The organism is Streptomyces sp. MNU89 (genome assembly GCF_020982505.1).
In the GTDB taxonomy this organism is placed as follows: domain Bacteria; phylum Actinomycetota; class Actinomycetes; order Streptomycetales; family Streptomycetaceae; genus Streptomyces; species Streptomyces xinghaiensis.
The window spans coordinates 2621996-2640399 of the sequence record NZ_JAJKLL010000001.1; the positions used below are offsets into that span (position 1 = coordinate 2621996).

Genomic DNA, 18404 nt, shown 5'->3' on the forward strand with positions numbered 1-18404 from the left:
GGCGCGGGGCGGGCGGGGCGGGCGCTACGCGTGGACGACGTCCTTCTCCTCCGCGAAGTGGCAGGCCGACTCGTGGGCCACCGGGCTGTCGGAGCCCCGGAAGTGCTCCGGGACCGCCAGCAGCGGCTCCTCCTCGGCGCACTTGTCCTGGGCCTTCCAGCAGCGGGTGCGGAAGCGGCAGCCGGACGGCGGGTTCGCCGGGGACGGGACGTCGCCGGTGAGCAGGATCCGCTCGCGGCCCTCGCGCAGCTCCGGGTCCGGGACGGGGACGGCGGAGAGCAGCGCCTGGGTGTAGGGGTGCGTCGGGTGGTCGTAGATCTCCTCGTCGGTGCCGATCTCGGCCATCTTGCCGAGGTACATGACCCCGACCCGGTCGGAGATGTGGCGGACGATGGAGAGGTCGTGCGCGATGAAGATGTAGGAGAGGTTGAACTCGTCCTGAAGCTTCTCCATCAGGTTGATCACCTGCGCCTGGACGGAGACGTCCAGGGCCGAGACGGGCTCGTCGCAGATGATGATCTCCGGGTTGAGGGCGAGGCCGCGGGCGATGCCGATGCGCTGCCGCTGGCCGCCGGAGAACTGGTGCGGATAGCGGTTGATGTACTCGGGGTTGAGCCCGACGACGTCCAGCAGGTCCTGCACCTTGCGCCGGCGGTCGCCCTTGGGGGCCACCTCGGGGTGGATCTCGAAGGGCTCACCGATGATGTCGCCCACCGTCATGCGGGGGTTGAGCGAGGTGTACGGGTCCTGGAACACCATCTGGATGTTGCGGCGGACGGCCTTCAGCGCCCGCCCGGACAGCTTGGTGATGTCCTGGCCCTTGTAGAAGACCTCGCCGGCGGTGGCGTGCTCCAGCGTCATCAGCAGCTTGGCCACGGTGGACTTGCCGCAGCCGGACTCGCCCACGATGCCCAGGGTCTCGCCCTGGTGCAGATCGAAGGAGATGCCGTCGACGGCCTTGACCGCGCCGATCTTCCGCTTGAAGAGGATGCCCTGGGTCAGCGGGAAGTGCTTGACCAGGTTGCGCACCCGCAGGATCGGCTCGCCGCGCTCGGCCGGCGCCTCGATGGCCGCCACGGCCTCCGCCGCCTCGTCGGCCGCCCGGGCCGCGTCGATGTCGGCCGCGGTCTTCTCGGCCCGGGCCGCGGCCTCCGTCTTCGCGTCGTTCCTCGCGACCTCGGAGACGTTCCCGGCCTCGTCCTTCTTGCTGATCTCAGCCATGGATCGTCTCCTCCCAGAAGTGGCAAGCGCTGACGCGGCCGTCGAGTTCCGTACCGTCCCGCTCGGTGACCTGGTACAGCGGCGGGATGTCGGCGCGGCAGACGTCCTGCGCCTTGGGGCAGCGCGGGTTGAAGGCGCAGCCCGGCGGGATGCGGGTCAGGTTGGGCGGCAGGCCCTTGATCGCGTAGAGCTCCTGGCCCTTCTGGTCCAGCCGCGGGATGGAGTCGAGCAGGCCGCGCGTGTACGGGTGCGCGGGCCGCTTGTAGAGCTCGTGCACGGGAGCGGTCTCCACGATCCGTCCCGCGTACATCACGGCGATCTTGTCGGCGACGTCCGCGACCACGCCCAGGTCGTGGGTGATCAGGATCAGGCCCATGTGGAACTCGCGCTGGAGTTCGGCGAGCAGGTCCATCACCTGGGCCTGGACGGTGACGTCCAGGGCGGTGGTGGGCTCGTCCGCGATGATCAGGTCCGGCTCCAGGGCCAGCGCCATCGCGATCATGATGCGCTGCCGCATACCGCCGGAGAACTGGTGCGGATAGTCGTTCACCCGCTGCCGGGCGGCGGGGATCTTCACCCGGTCCATCAGCTCCACGGCCTTGGCCTTGGCGGCCTTCCGGGACAGGCCCTGGTGGACGCGGTACATCTCGCCCAGTTGGAAGCCGACGGTGAAGACCGGGTTGAGCGAGGACAGCGCGTCCTGGAAGATCATCGCCATCTTGGCGCCGCGGATCTTCCGGCGCTCCTCGTTGGACATCTTGAGCATGTCCTGGCCGCGGAAGAGGATCTCGCCCTTGGGGATGCGGCCGGGCGGCATGTCCAGGATGCCCATGACCGCCTGCGCGGTCACCGACTTGCCGGAGCCGGACTCGCCGAGCACGGCGAGGGTCTCACCGGCGGCCACGGAGTAGTTGACGCCGTTGACGGCCTTGGCCACGCCGTCGCGGGTGTGGAACTCCACGTGCAGATCGCGGACTTCGAGCAGCGGGGCGCCGTCGGCCCCGCCCGAGGGCTTGGCCGCGGCTGAGGTCTTCTCGATGGTGGTCACGTACGCCTCCCTCAGCGCAGCTTGGGGTCGAGGGCGTTGCGGACCGCATCGCCGAGCATGATGAACGCCAGCACCGTGACCGACACCATCACCGCGGGGATGAGCAGGACGTGCGGCGCGTTGCGCAGCTGGTCCTTGCCGTCGGACACGTCCATGCCCCACGAGACGGTGGGCGGCGAGATGCCGATGCCCAGGAAGGACAGGCTCGCCTCGGCGGCGATGTAGCCGCCGAGGGCGATGGTGGCGACCACGATCACCGGGGCGATCGCGTTGGGCAGCACGTGCCGGGTGAGGATCCGGCCGGTGCCCGCGCCGAGCGCCTTGGCGGCCTGGACGTAGTCCGACTGCTTGGTGGTGATCACCGAGCCGCGCGTGACACGGGCGATCTGGGTCCAGCCGAGGAAGGCCAGGGCCAGCGCGACGATCCAGACGGTGCGGACGTCGAAGACGTTGAGGACGACCATGGCGCCGAGCAGGAAGGGGATGCCGGCGAAGGTGTCGAGGATCCGGGAGAGGATGCTGTCGATCCAGCCGCCGAAGTAGCCGGCCAGCATGCCGATCAGCCCGCCGAAGAAGGTGACCAGCAGGGTCACCGCGACACCGACGGTCACGGAGGCGCGGGCGCCGTGGATGACCCGCGCGTAGATGGAGCGGCCCTGGGCGTCGTAGCCGAGCCACTCGGGGGAGAAGAAGTGCGTCAGCTGCGGCGCCTGCAGGAAGTGGTTCGCCAGGTCGCCGCGGCGTGGTGAGGCGCTGGTGAACAGCCCCGGAAAGACGCTCATCGTCAGCAGCAGCGTGATGAGGACGGCGGACGCCACGAAGAGCGGGTTGCGCCGCAGATCGTGCCAGGCGTCGGACCACAGGCTCCGCGGCTTGCCGACCGGACCGCCGTCGCCGGTGCCCGGGGTGGCGGCACTCTTGTCCACGTCCGAGGGGGTGGCCGGAGCGGGGATGGTGGCTTGGGTCACGTCAGACATAGCGGATCCTCGGGTCCAGGACAGCGTAGAGAAGGTCGACGATGAGGCTGATGGCGAGGTAGAGGATGACCAGGAGGGTGACGATGCCGACCACCGTGGACCCCTCGCGCCGGTTGAGCGCCTCGTAGACCAGGTTACCGACGCCCTGAACGTTGAAGATGCCCTCCGTGATGACCGCTCCGCCGAGCAGCGCGCCCAGGTCGGTACCGAGGAAGGTGACCACCGGGATCAGGGAGTTGCGCATCAGGTGCACCCCGATGACCCTGCGGCGCGGCAGGCCCTTGGCGATCGCGGTGCGGATGTAGTCGGAGCGCAGGTTCTCCACGACGGAGGTGCGCGTCAGCCGGACCACATAGGCCAGGGAGAGCGAGCCGAGCACGATGGCCGGCATCAGCAGGTCGCCGAAGGCCTCCGAGTCCTGCACCGTCGGCGTCAGCAGCTGGAACTTGAAGGCCAGCCAGAACTGGGCGGTGTAGCCCAGGACGAAGGACGGGACGGAGATCAGCAGCAGGGTGAAGAAGAGCATCCCGCGGTCCAGCAGCCGGTCCGCCCAGAGCCCGGCCACGATGCCGAGCGAGATGCCGGCGAGGACGGTGAAGGTGAAGGCGAACAGGGTCAGCCGGATGGTGACCGGCAGGGCCTCGGCGATGACGTCCGCGACCGGCCGCTGGCTCGCGATCTGCGTACCGAAGTCGCCCTGGAACAGGCCGAAGAGGTAGTTCAGGTACTGCTGCCAGAGCGGCAGGTCGAGCCCGAGGTCCTTCTTCAGCGCCGCGATCTGGGCCGGGTCCACGGACTGGTCGCCCCAGAGGGCCCGCACGGGGTCGCCGGGCAGGCTGTACATCATGAGGAAGATCAGCAGGGTTGCCCCGAGGAAAACCGGAATCGCCTGGAGCAGTCGCCGCACGACGTAGCGCCCCATGTTGCCTCCATTGAGATACGGACGGCCCCAAGGGGCCGTTCCACTACGGGAACGGCCCCCGGGGTGCCTTCCCCGCCGGTGCCGGATCGCGGCGCCGGCGGGGGACGGCCTGATGCGGAACGAGCCGCGCGCGGACTACTTGACGGTGACTTCGTTCACCACGATGTCGCCGTGCCAGTCGGTCGTGACGTTCTCGACGTCCTTGCCGTAGCCGGCGTTGATCTTGTAGTTGAAGACCGGGATGGCGGGCATCTGCTCGGCCATCTTGCGCTCGGCCTCCTGGTAGAGCTCGATCGAGGCTTCCAGGGTCTTGGCGTTGTCGCCCTTCTCCATCAGCTCGTCGATCTCCTTGTTGGAGAAGCGACCGCTGTTGGCCTCGGCCTTGGTGTGGTAGAGCTCCCGCATGAAGTTGACGTTCAGCGGGTAGTCGGCCACCCAGCCACCGCGGTACATGCCCTTGACCTTGTTGGCGTCACGCAGGTCCAGGTCGGTCTGGAAGTCCGGCTTGGAGTCCGGGATGCACTCCACACCGGTGTTCTGGCGGATGTTCTCGCAGACCGCGGTGATCCACTCCTTGTGGCCGCCGTCGGCGTTGTACTGGATCCAGACCTTGTTGCCCGGGATGCCGCCGCCTTCCTCGACCAGTTCCTTGGCCCGCTTCGGGTCGAACTTGAAGGCCGGCGAGTCGAGGTCCTGGTTGCCCATGACCTGCGGCGGGGTGAAGCTGGTGGCCGCGTCGCGGGTGCCGTTCATGACGGTCTTCGCGATGGTCTCGCGGTCGATCGCCATGGACAGACCCTGGATGACCTTCGGGTCGACGTCCTTGAACGGCTTGCTGTAGAAGGCCGGGACGATGCTCTGGACGCCGGCGAAGGGCTCCTCGATCGCCCGGTCGCCCAGGTCGCTCTTGTACTTCGGCAGGTCCTTGGAGGCGATCTGGCGGACCATGTCCACGTTGCCGGAGATGAGCTCCTGGTACGCGGCCTCGGGCGTCGAGTAGTTCTTGAACTGGATGCCCTTGTTCATCGCCTTGTCGTCGCCCTTGTACTTGTCATAGGCGGCGACCTGGAAGAGCTTGTTGTGGTTCCACTTCTCGAACTTGTAGGGGCCGTTGCCCACCGGCTTCTTGGCGAACGCCTTCGGGTCCTCGATGGCCGACTTGGGCAGCGGGGCCCAGGTCGTGTAGCCCATCTTGTACTCGAAGTACGGGACGGCCTCGGAGAGCTCGATGGTGAAGGTGAGGTCGTCGACGACCTTCAGGCCGGACATCGTGTCGGCCTTGGCGTCACCCTTCTCCGGGTGCACCTCGTCGTAGCCCTTGATGTCCGAGAACCAGAAGCTGTTCTTCTGGTTGTTCTTGATGTGGGCGGCGAAGTTCCAGGTGTCCACGTAGGACTGGGCGGTGACCTTCTCGCCGTTGTGGAAGGTCCAGCCGTCCTTCAGCTTGACCGTCCAGGTCTTCGAGTCCTCGGTCTCGATGGACTCGGCGTTCAGGTAGACCGGCTTGCCCTCGTTGTCGTGCTCGAGGAGCTGGGTGAAGAGCGCCTTGACGATGTAGCTGCCGTTGCTCTCGTTGGTGTCCGAGGGGATCGGCGCGTTCTGCGGCTCGCCGACCTCGATCGAGACGTAGCCCTCGGGCTTGCCGGAGCTCGACTTCTTGCCGTCGTCCCCGCTGTCGCCGCCGCACGCCGTCACGGCCATCGTTACGGCTATCGCACCCGCAGCGAACTTGGCACTTCTGGCACCGCGCATGGGTGTGCCTCCTCAGGAGTCCATCGTCAGTACATGGAAGGGCGCCGGTCGCGGGCTGACACCCCTGACAGCCGCAGCCGGCACCTGTGCTCGTGAGTCGGCGCGCTCCCCACAGCGCGTGACCCATTGACCCGAGCTCGATGGACCCCACTATCGGTCACCCGGGACCCTTGAAACCACACGTCAGGGATCTCGGTTTGGTCACATCAACCAGGCCGGATGGCCGAAATCCGGGCAAACTAAGCCCATACAGACAGGCACGAAACGGACTGTTAACTCACGTTCCGGATGACAGGGACCGATAGTCGAACGTCGTCCGACCGAAATCAGATTGACAACGGAGATCATCAAGACCCGGTGAAAGCCCTGCTCCGGGCGTCTTTCCGGCGGGCCCGCCGGGCGACAGTTACCCGCGCGTAGCGCACCGGAAACCGGCGGGAACACGACATCCGGCCGAGCCCCCGGGGAACGCCGCCGGGGGCGCCCCGCAGGACGCCCCCGGAAGGGCCGGAAGGACCGCGGCGGGACGGCCGCGGAGACCTCAGCGCTTGGCGCGGGAGGCCGCGCGGGCGCGCTCCTTCTGGTCCAGGACGACCTTGCGGATGCGCACCGTCTCCGGGGTCACCTCGATGCACTCGTCGTCGCGGCAGAATTCCAGGGACTGCTCCAGCGAGAGCAGCCGCGGCGGGACCAGGGACTCCGTCACATCGGCCGTGGAGGAGCGCATGTTGGTGAGCTTCTTCTCCTTGGTGATGTTGACGTCCATGTCGTCCGCACGGGAGTTCTCGCCGACGATCATGCCCTCGTAGACCTCGGTGCCCGGGGAGACGAAGAGCACACCGCGCTCCTGGAGGTTCGTCATCGCGAAGGCGGTCACGACTCCGGACCGGTCGGCGACCAGGGAGCCGTTGTTCCGGGTGCGCAGCTCGCCGAACCACGGCTCGTGGCCCTCGAAGATCGAGTGCGCGATGCCCGTGCCGCGGGTCTGGGTCAGGAACTCCGTCCGGAACCCGATCAGGCCGCGGCTGGGGACGATCCACTCCATCCGGATCCAGCCGGACCCATGATTGGTCATCGTCTCCATCCGGCCCTTGCGCGCGGCCATGAGCTGCGTGATGGCGCCCAGGTGCTCCTCGGGGGAGTCGATGGTCATCCGCTCGATCGGCTCGTGGAGCTTGCCGTCGATCTCCTTGGTGACCACCTCGGGCTTGCCGACGGTGAGCTCGAAGCCCTCCCGGCGCATCGTCTCGACGAGGATGGCCAGCGCCAGCTCGCCGCGGCCCTGCACCTCCCAGGCGTCGGGGCGCTCGGTGGGCAGCACCCGGAGGCTGACGTTACCGATCAGCTCGCGCTCCAGCCGGTCCTTGACCAGCCGGGCGGTGACCTTGTGTCCCTTGCCGCCCTTGCCGACCAGCGGGGAGGTGTTGGTGCCGATCGTCATCGAGATGGCCGGCTCGTCCACCGTGATCAGCGGCAGGGCGATCGGGTTCTCCGGGTCGGCCAGCGTCTCGCCGATCATGATATCCGGGATGCCCGCGACCGCGCAGATGTCGCCCGGGCCCGCCTTCTCGGCCGGCTTGCGGGTCAGCGCCTCCGTCATCATCAGCTCGGTGATGCGGACGTTCGAGACGGAGCCGTCGCGCTTGATCCACGCGACGGTCTGGCCCTTCTTCAGCTCGCCCTGCTCGACGCGGAGCAGCGCGATCCGGCCGAGGAAGTTGTCGGCGTCCAGGTTGGTGACATGGGCCTGGAGCGGGGCGCTGTCGTCGTACTCCGGGGCCGGGACGGTGCCGAGGAGCGTGGTGAAGAACGGCTCCAGGTTCTTGCTGTCGGCCGGGACGGTGCCGTCCTCCGGCTTGGTCAGCGAGGCGATGCCGTCACGGGCGCAGGCGTAGACGATCGGGAACTCGATCTGCTCCTCGGTCGCGTCGAGATCGAGGAAGAGGTCGTACGTCTCGTCGACGACCTCGGCGATCCGGGCGTCCGGGCGGTCCGTCTTGTTGATGCAGAGGATCACCGGCAGCTTGGCCTGCAGCGCCTTGCGCAGCACGAAGCGGGTCTGCGGCAGCGGGCCCTCGGAGGCGTCCACCAGCAGCACCACGGCGTCGACCATCGACAGACCGCGCTCCACCTCGCCGCCGAAGTCCGCGTGGCCGGGGGTGTCGATGATGTTGATGGTGACGGGCCCGCCACCGGTGGACGGGTGGTACTTGACCGCGGTGTTCTTGGCGAGAATGGTGATGCCCTTCTCGCGCTCGAGGTCGTTCGAGTCCATCATGCGCTCGTCGAGGTTCTCGGCGGCGTGCGCGGCGAAGGCGCCGGCCTGCTTGAGCATGGCGTCGACGAGGGTCGTCTTGCCGTGGTCGACGTGGGCGACGATGGCTACGTTACGGATGTCGTGGCGCGTGGGCATACTGCGGGGCACTCCCGGAATCGTGGATGGCGGCGCGTACGGTGTGGCACGCGCGCCCGCCGGGCTGGAACATGCCTCGGCCTTACTCCATCGTACGGGCCTCCGCGCACCCGGAGCTCATCGGCCGCCCGGCGGGGCCCGGGGCGGAGGAACGGCTCAGCGGCGGAAACCCACGTCCTGGTACCGCGGGGTCGCGAAGCCGAAGGCGCCGGCGTTGACCACCCCGGGCCGTACGGCCACCAGCTCGGGCCGCTGGTAGAGCGGGATGGCGGCGGCCGCGGCCCAGATCCGGGCGTCGGCCCGGCTCATCAGCTCCCGGGCGACCGACTCGTCCAGCTCCGCGGCCGCCTGCTCGAAGAGCTGGTCGATGCGGTCGGTGCCGACCCCGGTGTAGTTCTGCTCGACGGTCAGCGAGCCGTCCGGCGCCGGCCGCGGCTTGGCGAACACCGGGCGGGCGTCGGTCGCCGGGAAGGCCGTCGCCGGCCAGGAGTAGAGGGCGAGGTCGAAGTCCCCGGAGGCGACGTGCTCCCGGAAGAACTTCTCCCCCGCCACCTCCTCGATCTCCGCGCGGATCCCGACGGCGGTGAGCATCTGCGTGATCCGTTCCGCGACGGCGCGGAGCTGCCCGGTGCCCCGCTCCTTCGGCAGGACGAACTCCAGCGTGAGCGGGACGCCGTCCTTGTGGAGCACATGGGCGTTGCCCGGCAGGGCCCGCTCCCCGGCCTTCTCACCCGCCCGCTCCCCGCTGTCCTGCCCTTCTCCGCCGCTCTCTCCCCGGTCCCGTCGTCGGTGCCGTCGCCGCCGGGGCCGTTGTCCCGCTTCCCCTCGTCCTTGTTCCCGGCGTCCTTGTTCCCGGCCTCCGCCGTGATCGTCCGCCAGCCGGCGTCCGCGAGCATCGCCTGGGCCGCCGCGGGGTCCTGCCCGCCGAGGGCCGAGCTGTTGTCCTCGTACCCGGGCTGGCCTGCCAGGCGCAGATGGCTGCCGGGCGGAACGGCCGGGAGTTCCAGCGGTTTCAGCACCGACTCGGCGAGCGCGGAGCGGTCGATGGCACGGGCCACGGCGCGGCGCACGCGCTCGTCGGCCAGCGGGCCCTCGGCGCCGTTCAGCGCGAGCTGCGTATGGGCGGGGGCCAGGGAACGGCGGACGTCGATCCGGCGCAGCGCGGCCGCGCTCGCGTCGCGGCGCTCCACGGAGGTGCGGATGTCCTCCACCTCCGGCCGGCCGATCCCGGCGATGTCGAGCTTCCCGCCGGCCAGCGCCGCCACCCGGCGCTCGCGGGGCACGGCGGTCAGGACGAGCCGGTCGAGCCTGGCCCGGTCGCCCCACCACCGGGGATCGCGCACCAGCGTGACGGTGCGCTTCCGGGCGTCACGGGCGCGGAGGGTGAACGGGCCCGCGGTGGCCTTGAGGGTCCGGCGCGTGACGTCGTTGAAGGCGTCGGCCCCGCCCGTCGCCGATCTGGGGTAGAGCGGGGTGAAGAGGGAGCGCCAGTCGGCGTACGGGGTGCCGAAGGTCACCCGGATCTCGTGGGCGTCCCGGCCCGGCTCGACCCGGGCGACGCGGTCGTAGCCGGCGTTGCGCGCCGTCCAGAAGGCGCGGTCGCGCCCGTTGAGGGCCTGCCACTGGGCCCGGAAGTCCGCCACGCCCAGGGGGCGGCCGTCGCTCCAGACCGCCTTCGGGTTCAGCCGGTAGACGACCACCTGCGCGGGCTCGTGCTGGACGACCTCCGCCGAGCGGAGATAGTCCGGGTTGCGCTGCGGGCGGCCCGCGCGGTCGAGGGTGAAGAGCGCGGGAAGCACGGCCGCGGCGATGCGGTCGGTGGTGGCGTCGGAGTCGGCCTGGAAGGCGTTGAGCGTGGCGGGCGCGGAGTCGACGGCCCACCGGACGGTGCCGCCCTCGCGGACCTGGTCGCGTGGGGTGGCGGCGATGTCCGGCGGGGCGGTGGAGGCGGCGGCCCTGTCGTCGTCGCCCCCGCAGGCGGTGAGGCCGGCCAGGAGGGCGGCGGTCAGCAGCAGCGCGGTGGGCGCGGGTGCGCGCACCCGCGCCCGGGCAGGCGGTGCCGGGGACCGGTCGGGCGGTGCCGGGGCCCGGTCGGGCGGTGCCGGGGGCCGGCGGCCGGCCACACCGGCGCTCGGGTCGGCTGCTCCGGTACTGGACATGGTGGACCTCCCGGCTCGCACGCGTTTCTCCCCACCACTGAAGGGGCGGCCCGGGCCCCGGGCACGGTGGATACGGCCGGGGGGCCGGGGATGTCACCCGTGCGAGTGGTGCTCACCTGCCGGCGCCGGTTCGCCTCCGGCGGGGTTCCGGTTCTTGTCCGGGTGCGGCGCCGTATACCCGCGCTGCGCGCGGGGGCCGCTCTCCCACGGCCACCCCTTCCTCCGTGGCGAGAGGCCCCTGGTTCTGCCCGTAGCTGTCTCGGGCGGTGCCGCGGCTTCCCGTCGCCACCCCCTTCCGCACACGCGCCGGGCGGACGGACGGGGATTCGGGGACGGCCTGCGTCACGGGTGAACGGAGTGCTATTCGCTGCCGCCGTCTTCACAAGCGCGCGTGTGACGCGCGACACTCTCCGGGTGTCGCACACCGCAACACCGCGGAGGTGAGGGCGAGTTATGTCTCTGCACGACGATCTTCGAGCCGCGCAGCGCTGTCTCGACGAGCTGGGCCGCACCGTCGGCCGCCTGGAACGCCAGGTCGGCGGAGGTCCCGACATCCGCCGGGTGCGCTCGGACACCGAGCACCTGCGCGAGAGTCTCGCGCTGCTCAGAGAGGCCGCGCCGGACGCACTGCCGGCGGAGCCCCGGCAGGACGTGATCGTGATCCCGGACGCTCCGTACAACACGGCGCTGTGGGCCGACGCCGAGGACGAAGGGCTCGGGGCCCGGCACGGGCAGGCGCCCTGACGCGGGGCCCGGCCGCCCGGGCCGGCGACCCCGGCTCCCGTCACCGTCGCGGTGTCCCCGGCCCTCCCGGTCCGCCGCCGCGTAAACCCCGGCCGCCCGGAATCACCGGACCGCCCGAAGAACCCGAGAAACCCGAGGAACACAAGGAACCCGCGGGCCCCGCGGAGCACGCGGACCCGCCGCCCCATCCGTCCTGAACCGGAGCCCCTCTTGGCCACTGGCACCGACTCCACGACCGCCGGCGAGCCCGGCGGCGGCACCGGCCCCGGCGGCACAGCCCCCGGCGGCGTGCGCCGGGGCGTGAACTCCCCGGCACGCGCCGCCATCGGCGCCGCCCATCTCCGTACCGACCGGTGGTGGCTGTCGCCCGCCGCCACCGCGGCCGGGCTGCTCGCCTTCGTCGTCTACTCCACCTGGCGGGCCTTCGCCAACGCCGACTACTACGCCGCCCCGTACGTCTCGCCGTTCTACTCGCCCTGCCTGGCGGAGAACTGCGAGCCGATGAAGGCGGGCCCCAACTGGCCGCTCTTCGGGGACTGGTGGGGCCTCTCCCCGGCGCTGATCATCCTGGTCTTCCCGCTCGGCTTCCGGCTGACCTGCTACTACTACCGCAAGGCCTACTACCGGGGCTTCTGGGCCTCGCCCCCGGCCTGCGCGGTCGCCGAGCCGCACACCGCCTACCGCGGCGAGACCCGCTTCCCGCTGATCCTGCAGAACATCCACCGCTACTTCTTCTACGCGGCGCTGCCGGTGGCCCTGATCCTGACCTACGACACGGTGCTCGCCTTCCGCGACGAGGACTACGCCTGGGGCCACATGGGCCTCGGCACCGTGATCATGCTGGTCAACATCGCCCTGATCTGGCTCTACACCGTCTCCTGCCACTCCTGCCGGCACATCATCGGCGGCCGGCTCAAGCACTTCTCGCGCCACCCGGTGCGCTACCGCCTCTGGGGATGGGTGAGCCGGCTCAACGCCCGCCACATGGAATTGGCCTGGGCCTCGCTGATCAGCGTCGCCCTCGCCGATCTCTACGTCTATCTGCTGGCCACCGGCGTGTTCGACGACCCGAGGCTGTTCTGAGCGGAGAGCCGGGCGTCCAGGGGGTGCCAGACATTCCGGGAGTGACAAGAGTGACGAGCGTTCGCAGAGGGATAGGACAACGATGACCCAACCGGAACAGCAGGCCTGGGACGTGGTCGTGGTCGGCGCCGGCGGCGCCGGGCTGCGCGCCGCCATCGAGGCCCGCGAGCGGGGCGCGCGCACCGCGGTCATCTGCAAGTCCCTGTTCGGCAAGGCCCACACGGTGATGGCCGAGGGCGGCATCGCGGCCAGCATGGGCAACGTCAACGAGGGCGACAACTGGCAGGTCCACTTCCGCGACACCATGCGGGGCGGCAAGTTCCTCAACGACTGGCGGATGGCCGAGCTGCACGCCCGCGAGGCGCCGGACCGGGTGTGGGAGCTGGAGACCTGGGGCGCCCTCTTCGACCGCACCGCCGACGGCCGCATCTCGCAGCGCAACTTCGGCGGCCACGAGTACCCGCGCCTCGCGCACGTCGGCGACCGCACGGGCCTGGAGCTGATCCGCACTCTCCAGCAGAAGATCGTCTCGCTGCAGCAGGAGGACTTCCGGGAGCACGGCGACTACGAGGCCCGGCTGAAGGTCTTCCAGGAGTGCACCGTCACCCGCGTCCTCAAGGACGGCGGGGGGGACGGCGGCAAGGTCTCCGGGGTGTTCGGCTACGAGCGCGAGTCCGGCCGGTTCCTCGTCCTCCGGGCGCCCGCCGTGGTGCTGGCGACCGGCGGCATCGGCAAGTCGTTCAAGGTGACCTCCAACTCCTGGGAGTACACCGGCGACGGGCACGCGCTCGCCCTTCTCGCGGGCGCCCGGCTGACCAACATGGAGTTCGTCCAGTTCCATCCCACCGGCATGGTCTGGCCGCCGTCCGTGAAGGGCATCCTCGTCACCGAGTCCGTCCGCGGTGACGGCGGCGTGCTGCGCAACAGCGAGGGCCGGCGGTTCATGTTCGACTACGTGCCCGACGTCTTCAAGGAGAAGTACGCGCAGTCGGAGGCGGAGGGCGACCGCTGGTACGAGGATCCGGACCACAACCGCCGCCCGCCCGAGCTGCTCCCCCGCGACGAGGTGGCCCGCGCCATCAACGCCGAGGTCAAGGCCGGCCGCGGCTCCCCGCACGGCGGGGTCTTCCTCGACGTCTCCACCCGCATCCCCGCCGAGACGATCCGCCGCCGGCTGCCGTCGATGTACCACCAGTTCAAGGAGCTGGCGGATGTCGACATCACGGCCGAGCCGATGGAGGTCGGCCCCACCTGCCACTACGTGATGGGCGGTGTCTGGGTGGAGCCGGACACCGCGCAGGCCCGCGGGGTGACCGGGCTGTACGCGGCGGGCGAGGTCGCCGGCGGCATGCACGGCTCCAACCGGCTGGGCGGCAACTCCCTCTCCGATCTGCTGGTGTTCGGCCGCCGCGCCGGGCTGCACGCAGCGGAGCACGCTCTCGCGGCGGCCGGTGAGCCGCCGGCCGTGCGCGAGGACGCCGTGGAGGCGGCCGTCGCCGAGGCCCTCCGCCCGTTCGGCGCGGCGGAGGACGGCGCGGCGGACACGGCCGGCGGTGGTGGCGGCGGGGTCGAGAACCCGTACACGCTCCACCAGGAGCTGCAGCAGACCATGAACGATCTCGTCGGCATCATCCGCCGCGGCGGCGAGATGGCCGAGGCCCTGGAGCGCCTCGGCGGGTTGCGGGAACGCGCCCGCCGCGCGGGCGTGGAGGGGCACCGGCAGTTCAACCCCGGCTGGCATCTCGCCCTGGATCTGCGGAACATGCTGCTGGTCAGCGAGTGCGTGGCCCGGGCCGCGCTGGAGCGGGAGGAGAGCCGCGGCGGCCACACCCGCGAGGACCACCCGGGCATGGACCGCGCCTGGCGGCGGATCAACCTGCTCTGCTCCCTGGCGGCGGAGGAGGACGGTACGGCACCCGCCGCCCCCGCCTCCCGCGGCCGGATCGCGCTCACCCGTTTCACCGCCCCGCCCGTCCGCAGTGATCTGCTCGCCCTCTTCGAGAAGGACGAACTGGGCAAGTACCTGGCCGATGAGGAGCTTTCCCTGTGACCCACACCGTTCACTTCAGGGTCTGGCGGGGCGACGCCGAGGGCGGCGGCCTGGCGGACTTCGACGTCGAGGTCAACGAGGGCGAGGTCGTCCTCGACGCCATCCACCGCCTTCAGGCCACCCAGGCCCCGGACCTCGCGGTCCGCTGGAACTGCAAGGCGGGCAAGTGCGGTTCGTGCAGCGCCGAGATCAACGGCCGGCCGCGGCTGCTCTGTATGACCCGGATGTCGGTCCTCGACCTCACCGTGCCCGTCACCATCACCCCGCTGCGCGCCTTCCCCGTGCTGCGGGACCTGGTCACCGATGTGTCGTTCAACTACGCCAAGGCCCGCGAGGTGCCCGCCTTTGTGCCGCCGCCCGGGGTGGCGCCCGGCGAGTACCGGATGCGGCAGGAGGACGTGAACCGCTCGCAGGAGTTCCGCAAGTGCATCGAGTGCTTCCTCTGCCAGGACGTCTGCCATGTGGTGCGCGACCACGAGGAGAACAAGACGGCCTTCTCCGGGCCGCGCTTCCTGATGCGCGTCGCCGAGCTGGACATGCATCCGCTGGACGCCGCCGCGGAGACCGGTCTCGACCGCAGGTCCACGGCGCAGGAGGAGCACGGCCTCGGCTACTGCAACATCACCAAGTGCTGCACGGAGGTCTGCCCGGAGAACATCAAAATCACCGACAACGCGCTGATCCCGATGAAGGAGCGGGTGGCCGACCGCAAGTACGACCCGCTGGTCTGGCTGGGCTCGAAGATCCGCCGCCGCGGGGCCTGAATCCCCGCGGCGGGAGCCGGCGGCCCGGCGTCAGTAGAGGCTGAGCAGCGCCTCGACCGGGTCCGTGCCCGGTGACTCCCCGTCCGGCAGGGCGAGTTCGAACCAGACGGTCTTGCCGCGCGGGGTGCGCCGGCTGCCCCAGCCGCTGCTGAGCAGTCCGACGAGCTGCAGCCCCCGGCCGCCCTCGTCGGTGTCGCGCGCGCGCCGCCGCCGGGGCTGGACGAGGCCGCTGTCCCACACCTCGCAGACCAGGGTGCGGTCCAGCAGCAGACGGAGCCGGATCTCCCCCTCGCCGTACCGCAGGGCGTTGGTGACCAGCTCGCTGACCAGCAGCTCGGTCGTGTCGACGAGCTCCTCCAGACCCCAGGCCACCACCTGGTCCCGGGCCAGTTCCCGTGCCCGGGAGACCGACTGCGGCTCGCGCAGCAGCGTCCAGTCGCCGACGGACTCCGTCGGCAGGCCCTGGACCCTCGCCATGAGCAGGGCGGTGTCGTCCTCGCCGTGCTGGGTGTGCAGGGTGTTGAGCACATGGTCGGCCACGTCCTCCAGCGGCCGGCCCTGGTTGTCCAGGGCGGCGCGGAACGCCTGCAGCCCTTCCTCCAGCGGGTGCTCGCGGGACTCGACGAGGCCGTCGGTGTAGAGGGCCAGCAGCGCCCCGTCGGGGAGTTCGACCTCGACCTCCTCGAAGGGCTCCCCGCCGACGCCGAGCGGCATCCCGGTGGGGACCTCCATCATGAGAGCCGATTCGCCGGGCTCCACCAGGACGGGCGGCAGATGACCGGCGTTGGCGAAGGTGCAGCGCCGGGTGACGGGGTCGTAGACCGCGTAGACGCAGGTGGCGAGGTAGACCTCGGAGAGGTCGTCGGCCTCGCGGCCGCTCCGGGCCGCGGAGCGCGATCCGCTCTGCGTGCCGTGGGCGACGTGGGTGCCGGCGGGCGCGGCCAGGCCGCGGGCGATCTCGTCCAGGTGGGAGAGCACCTCGGCGGGCTCCAGGTCGAGCATGGCCAGGGTGCGGACGGCGGTGCGCAGTTCGCCCATGGCGACGGCGGCGCGCAGGCCGCGGCCCATGACGTCGCCGACGACCAGTGCCGTGCGGTGGCCGGGCAGTTCGATGACGTCGAACCAGTCGCCGCCGACCTCGGTGGCGGTGGTGCCGGGCAGGTAGCGGCAGGCGATGTCGAGGCCCGCCGCCTCCGGGTCGCCGGGCGGCAGCAGGCTGCGCTGGAGGATCAGCGCCCGCTCGTGCTCGCGGCGGTAGAGGCGGGCATTGTCGATGCAGACGGCGGCGCGGGAGGCCAGCTCGGCGGCCAGGCCCAGATCGCGCTCGCCGAACGGCTCGCTGCCCTTCACCCGGGAGAAGCGGACGAGGCCGACCACCGTGTCGTGGGCGATCATCGGCACGGCCAGGGTGGACTGCACGATCGCGGCCAGGTCGGGCCGGTCGTCGCTGCCCCAGCCGGGGACGACGTGGGGGCGGCCGGTGCGCAGGGCGTCGGCGAGCGAGGAGTCGAAGGGGTACCGGTGCACGGCCCCCACCTTCACCGGGGAGCTCGCGCTCCGCCGTTCCTCTCCGTCGTCGGGCTCGGATATCGGCAGCGGGGCGCCGGAGACGGCGCTGGCGAAGGCGACCCGGCGCATCTCGGCGCTGCCGTCGGCCAGCCCGGGCACCGGCTCGCGGCCGACCCGCGCGGAGAAGGGGGCCTCGTCCCGGCTGAGGAGTCCCTGGAAGAGGTCGACGGAGGCGATGTCGCAGAACTGCGGCACGGCCACCGCGAGCAGTTCCCGGGCCGTGGTCTCCAGGTCGAGGGAGTTGCCGATCCGGGCGCCGGCGGCGTTGAGCAGGGCGAGGTTGCGCCGGGCGCTGGCGGCCTCGCGTTCGGCGTTCCGCCGCCGGGTGACGTCGGTGCCGAGGCCGGCCACGCCGATGGGGCGGCCGCCCGCGTTGTGCAGCCGGTAGAGGTTGACGGTCCAGCGGTGCTGCTCCTCGTCGCCCCGTACGGAGCCGAGGAGTTGGAGGTCGGTGACGGGGCTGCCGGTCTCCAGCACCTTGCGGACCGCGTTCTCCAGCCGGTCGGCCTCGCCGGGCGGCAGATAGTCGGCGGGGACGCAGCCGCGGTGGGACTCGGGGGTGCCGCCGAAGACGGTGGCGAAGCGCTCGTTCACCCGCATGATGCGGAGGTCCGTGCCGAAGAGCATGAAGCCCATCGGAGATTGGCCGAAAACCGCCTCCGAAACGGCAAGGTCGGTCTCGATGCCGCGGAGGGCGCGGACGTCCACGACGATGCAGACGGCGCCGCGTTCGCCCTTCTCGGTGTCGGCCGGCATCACATAGACCTCGGCGAGGCCGTGCGCCCCGGAGCCGTCGGCGGCCCGGAAGGGGACCAGGCCGACCCACTCGCGGCCGTCCATGACGTCCGCCATCGTGCGGCGCCCCCGGTCCCGCAGATCGGGCCGGAGGAAGGCTTCGACCGGGTCCTTGCCGAGAGCGTCGCGGGCGGGGATGCCGAGCTGTTCCGCGGCCCGGTCGCTCCACTGGGCGATCCTGCCGTCCGGCCCCAGCGAGAAGGAGGCCACCCCGATGTAGTCGTAGATCGAGCCGGGCGGGTGCCCCTGCCACACGGGCACACCGGTTCCCTCGCCGGCCGATCCCGGCCCCGCTGGTATATCGCTCACGCGCCCGTCCCCTCCAGCTCACCTTGCCCGGACCGGCATGGGCCGAGTATCCAGCACCAACACCATCCGGAACACGGCCTTCACGATCACAGCACGGTTTCAACTGTTGAATCGGACGTGATCAGGTCCTTTCTCTCTCCTAACCGGAGAGGACCAGCTCGAACCACACCGTCTTCCCCGAACTGCCCCGGCGGGCACCCCAGCGGTGGGAGACACCGGCCACGAGTTGCAGACCGCGGCCCCCCTCGTCCTCCGGGGCGGCGACGCGCGTCAGAGGCGGATCGGGCAGCGGGTCGGACACTTCGACCACAAGAGTACGGTTCGGGGTGCGTTCCATACGGACTCCGATCGGGCCGCTCGCGTAGCGGAGCGAGTTGGTCACCAACTCACTGACCAGCAGTACGGTGATATCGCTCACAGCGTTCAGCCGCCACTCCCGCAGCGTGGCCCGGGTCAGCGCACGGGCGTCGCGCAGCGCGCCGGGTCCGGCGGAGAAGCTCCATTCGGCCACTTGCCCGTTCAGGGGAGGGGTGCCGGGAGCCACCGCCCCGGCGGGCCGGAAGGACAACGGGACCGCCGGCTCGGGGGACCCTGTGGT

Annotated in this window: 14 protein-coding genes; 4 read left to right on the top strand and 10 right to left on the bottom strand. The window is 70.8% G+C overall.

Annotation, left to right across the window (positions count from 1 at the left end; all coding sequences use genetic code 11):
- Window positions 1-24: 24 nt before the first annotated feature.
- The 8 genes from E4N63_RS11100 to E4N63_RS11130 all read right to left on the bottom strand — a co-directional run bounded on the left by E4N63_RS11100 (window position 25) and on the right by E4N63_RS11130 (window position 10492).
- Window positions 25-1221, bottom strand: a complete 1197-nt coding sequence (locus E4N63_RS11100) for an ABC transporter ATP-binding protein (RefSeq protein ID WP_125622192.1) — start codon at window positions 1219-1221, stop codon at window positions 25-27.
- A complete protein-coding gene (locus tag E4N63_RS11105; protein ID WP_125622190.1) occupies window positions 1214-2269 on the bottom strand; it encodes an ABC transporter ATP-binding protein in 1056 nt (351 codons plus the stop codon). Before E4N63_RS11105 ends, E4N63_RS11100 begins: the two co-directional genes overlap by 8 nt.
- 11 nt (window positions 2270-2280) lie before the next feature.
- Window positions 2281-3246: an ABC transporter permease gene (locus E4N63_RS11110; RefSeq protein ID WP_125622188.1), complete on the bottom strand. Its 966-nt coding sequence runs from the start codon at window positions 3244-3246 to the stop codon at window positions 2281-2283.
- Window positions 3239-4168, bottom strand: a complete 930-nt coding sequence (locus tag E4N63_RS11115; protein WP_043465856.1) for an ABC transporter permease — start codon at window positions 4166-4168, stop codon at window positions 3239-3241. Before E4N63_RS11115 ends, E4N63_RS11110 begins: the two co-directional genes overlap by 8 nt.
- A gap of 135 nt (window positions 4169-4303) precedes the next feature.
- Window positions 4304-5920 (bottom strand): ABC transporter substrate-binding protein, encoded by a 1617-nt coding sequence (locus E4N63_RS11120; protein WP_125622186.1) that lies wholly within the window; start codon window positions 5918-5920, stop codon window positions 4304-4306.
- Window positions 5921-6461: 541 nt separating this feature from the next.
- The gene (gene typA / locus E4N63_RS11125) at window positions 6462-8333 is read right to left on the bottom strand and encodes a translational GTPase TypA (protein WP_125622184.1); all 1872 of its coding nucleotides are present in this window, start codon (window positions 8331-8333) and stop codon (window positions 6462-6464) included.
- A 156-nt stretch (window positions 8334-8489) separates the two neighbouring features.
- Window positions 8490-8780, bottom strand: coding sequence for a hypothetical protein (locus E4N63_RS31040; protein WP_308188678.1), 291 nt, complete (start codon window positions 8778-8780; stop codon window positions 8490-8492).
- Window positions 8741-10492 (bottom strand): ABC transporter substrate-binding protein, encoded by a 1752-nt coding sequence (locus tag E4N63_RS11130; RefSeq protein WP_308188679.1) that lies wholly within the window; start codon window positions 10490-10492, stop codon window positions 8741-8743. Before E4N63_RS11130 ends, E4N63_RS31040 begins: the two co-directional genes overlap by 40 nt.
- Before the next feature lie 453 nt (window positions 10493-10945).
- Between E4N63_RS11130 and E4N63_RS11135 the strand changes: the two genes are divergently transcribed.
- The 4 genes from E4N63_RS11135 to E4N63_RS11150 all read left to right on the top strand — a co-directional run bounded on the left by E4N63_RS11135 (window position 10946) and on the right by E4N63_RS11150 (window position 15133).
- Entirely contained in the window at window positions 10946-11236 is a 291-nt protein-coding gene (locus tag E4N63_RS11135; RefSeq protein ID WP_125622180.1) for a hypothetical protein, read from the top strand.
- 210 nt (window positions 11237-11446) lie between these two features.
- A complete protein-coding gene (locus tag E4N63_RS11140; protein WP_265584830.1) occupies window positions 11447-12319 on the top strand; it encodes a hypothetical protein in 873 nt (290 codons plus the stop codon).
- Window positions 12320-12401: 82 nt separating this feature from the next.
- Window positions 12402-14369 (top strand): fumarate reductase/succinate dehydrogenase flavoprotein subunit, encoded by a 1968-nt coding sequence (locus tag E4N63_RS11145; protein ID WP_230240544.1) that lies wholly within the window; start codon window positions 12402-12404, stop codon window positions 14367-14369.
- The gene (locus tag E4N63_RS11150; protein ID WP_230240545.1) at window positions 14366-15133 is read left to right on the top strand and encodes a succinate dehydrogenase/fumarate reductase iron-sulfur subunit; all 768 of its coding nucleotides are present in this window, start codon (window positions 14366-14368) and stop codon (window positions 15131-15133) included. The genes E4N63_RS11145 and E4N63_RS11150 overlap by 4 nt, the downstream gene beginning before the upstream one ends.
- A 30-nt stretch (window positions 15134-15163) precedes the next feature.
- On the opposite strand, the gene E4N63_RS11155 is transcribed toward E4N63_RS11150, so the two are convergent.
- Both E4N63_RS11155 and E4N63_RS11160 read right to left on the bottom strand, forming a co-directional pair.
- Entirely contained in the window at window positions 15164-17806 is a 2643-nt protein-coding gene (locus E4N63_RS11155; protein WP_228429975.1) for a SpoIIE family protein phosphatase, read from the bottom strand.
- A gap of 139 nt (window positions 17807-17945) precedes the next feature.
- On the bottom strand, window positions 17946-18374 hold the full coding sequence (locus E4N63_RS11160) for an ATP-binding protein (RefSeq protein ID WP_230242437.1): 429 nt from the start codon (window positions 18372-18374) through the stop codon (window positions 17946-17948).
- Window positions 18375-18404: the final 30 nt, after the last annotated feature.

Excerpts from the sequence above, each read along its gene's own strand:
- E4N63_RS11110 (WP_125622188.1), bottom strand. The coding sequence starts at position 3,246 with ATGTCTGACGTGACCCAAGCCACCATCCCCGCTCCGGCCACCCCCTCG.
- E4N63_RS11115 (WP_043465856.1), bottom strand. The coding sequence starts at position 4,168 with ATGGGGCGCTACGTCGTGCGGCGACTGCTCCAGGCGATTCCGGTTTTC.
- E4N63_RS11135 (WP_125622180.1), top strand. The coding sequence starts at position 10,946 with ATGTCTCTGCACGACGATCTTCGAGCCGCGCAGCGCTGTCTCGACGAG.
- E4N63_RS11100 (WP_125622192.1), bottom strand. The coding sequence starts at position 1,221 with ATGGCTGAGATCAGCAAGAAGGACGAGGCCGGGAACGTCTCCGAGGTC.
- E4N63_RS11120 (WP_125622186.1), bottom strand. The coding sequence starts at position 5,920 with ATGCGCGGTGCCAGAAGTGCCAAGTTCGCTGCGGGTGCGATAGCCGTA.
- typA (WP_125622184.1), bottom strand. The coding sequence starts at position 8,333 with ATGCCCACGCGCCACGACATCCGTAACGTAGCCATCGTCGCCCACGTC.
- E4N63_RS11130 (WP_308188679.1), bottom strand. The coding sequence starts at position 10,492 with ATGTCCAGTACCGGAGCAGCCGACCCGAGCGCCGGTGTGGCCGGCCGC.
- E4N63_RS11145 (WP_230240544.1), top strand. The coding sequence starts at position 12,402 with ATGACCCAACCGGAACAGCAGGCCTGGGACGTGGTCGTGGTCGGCGCC.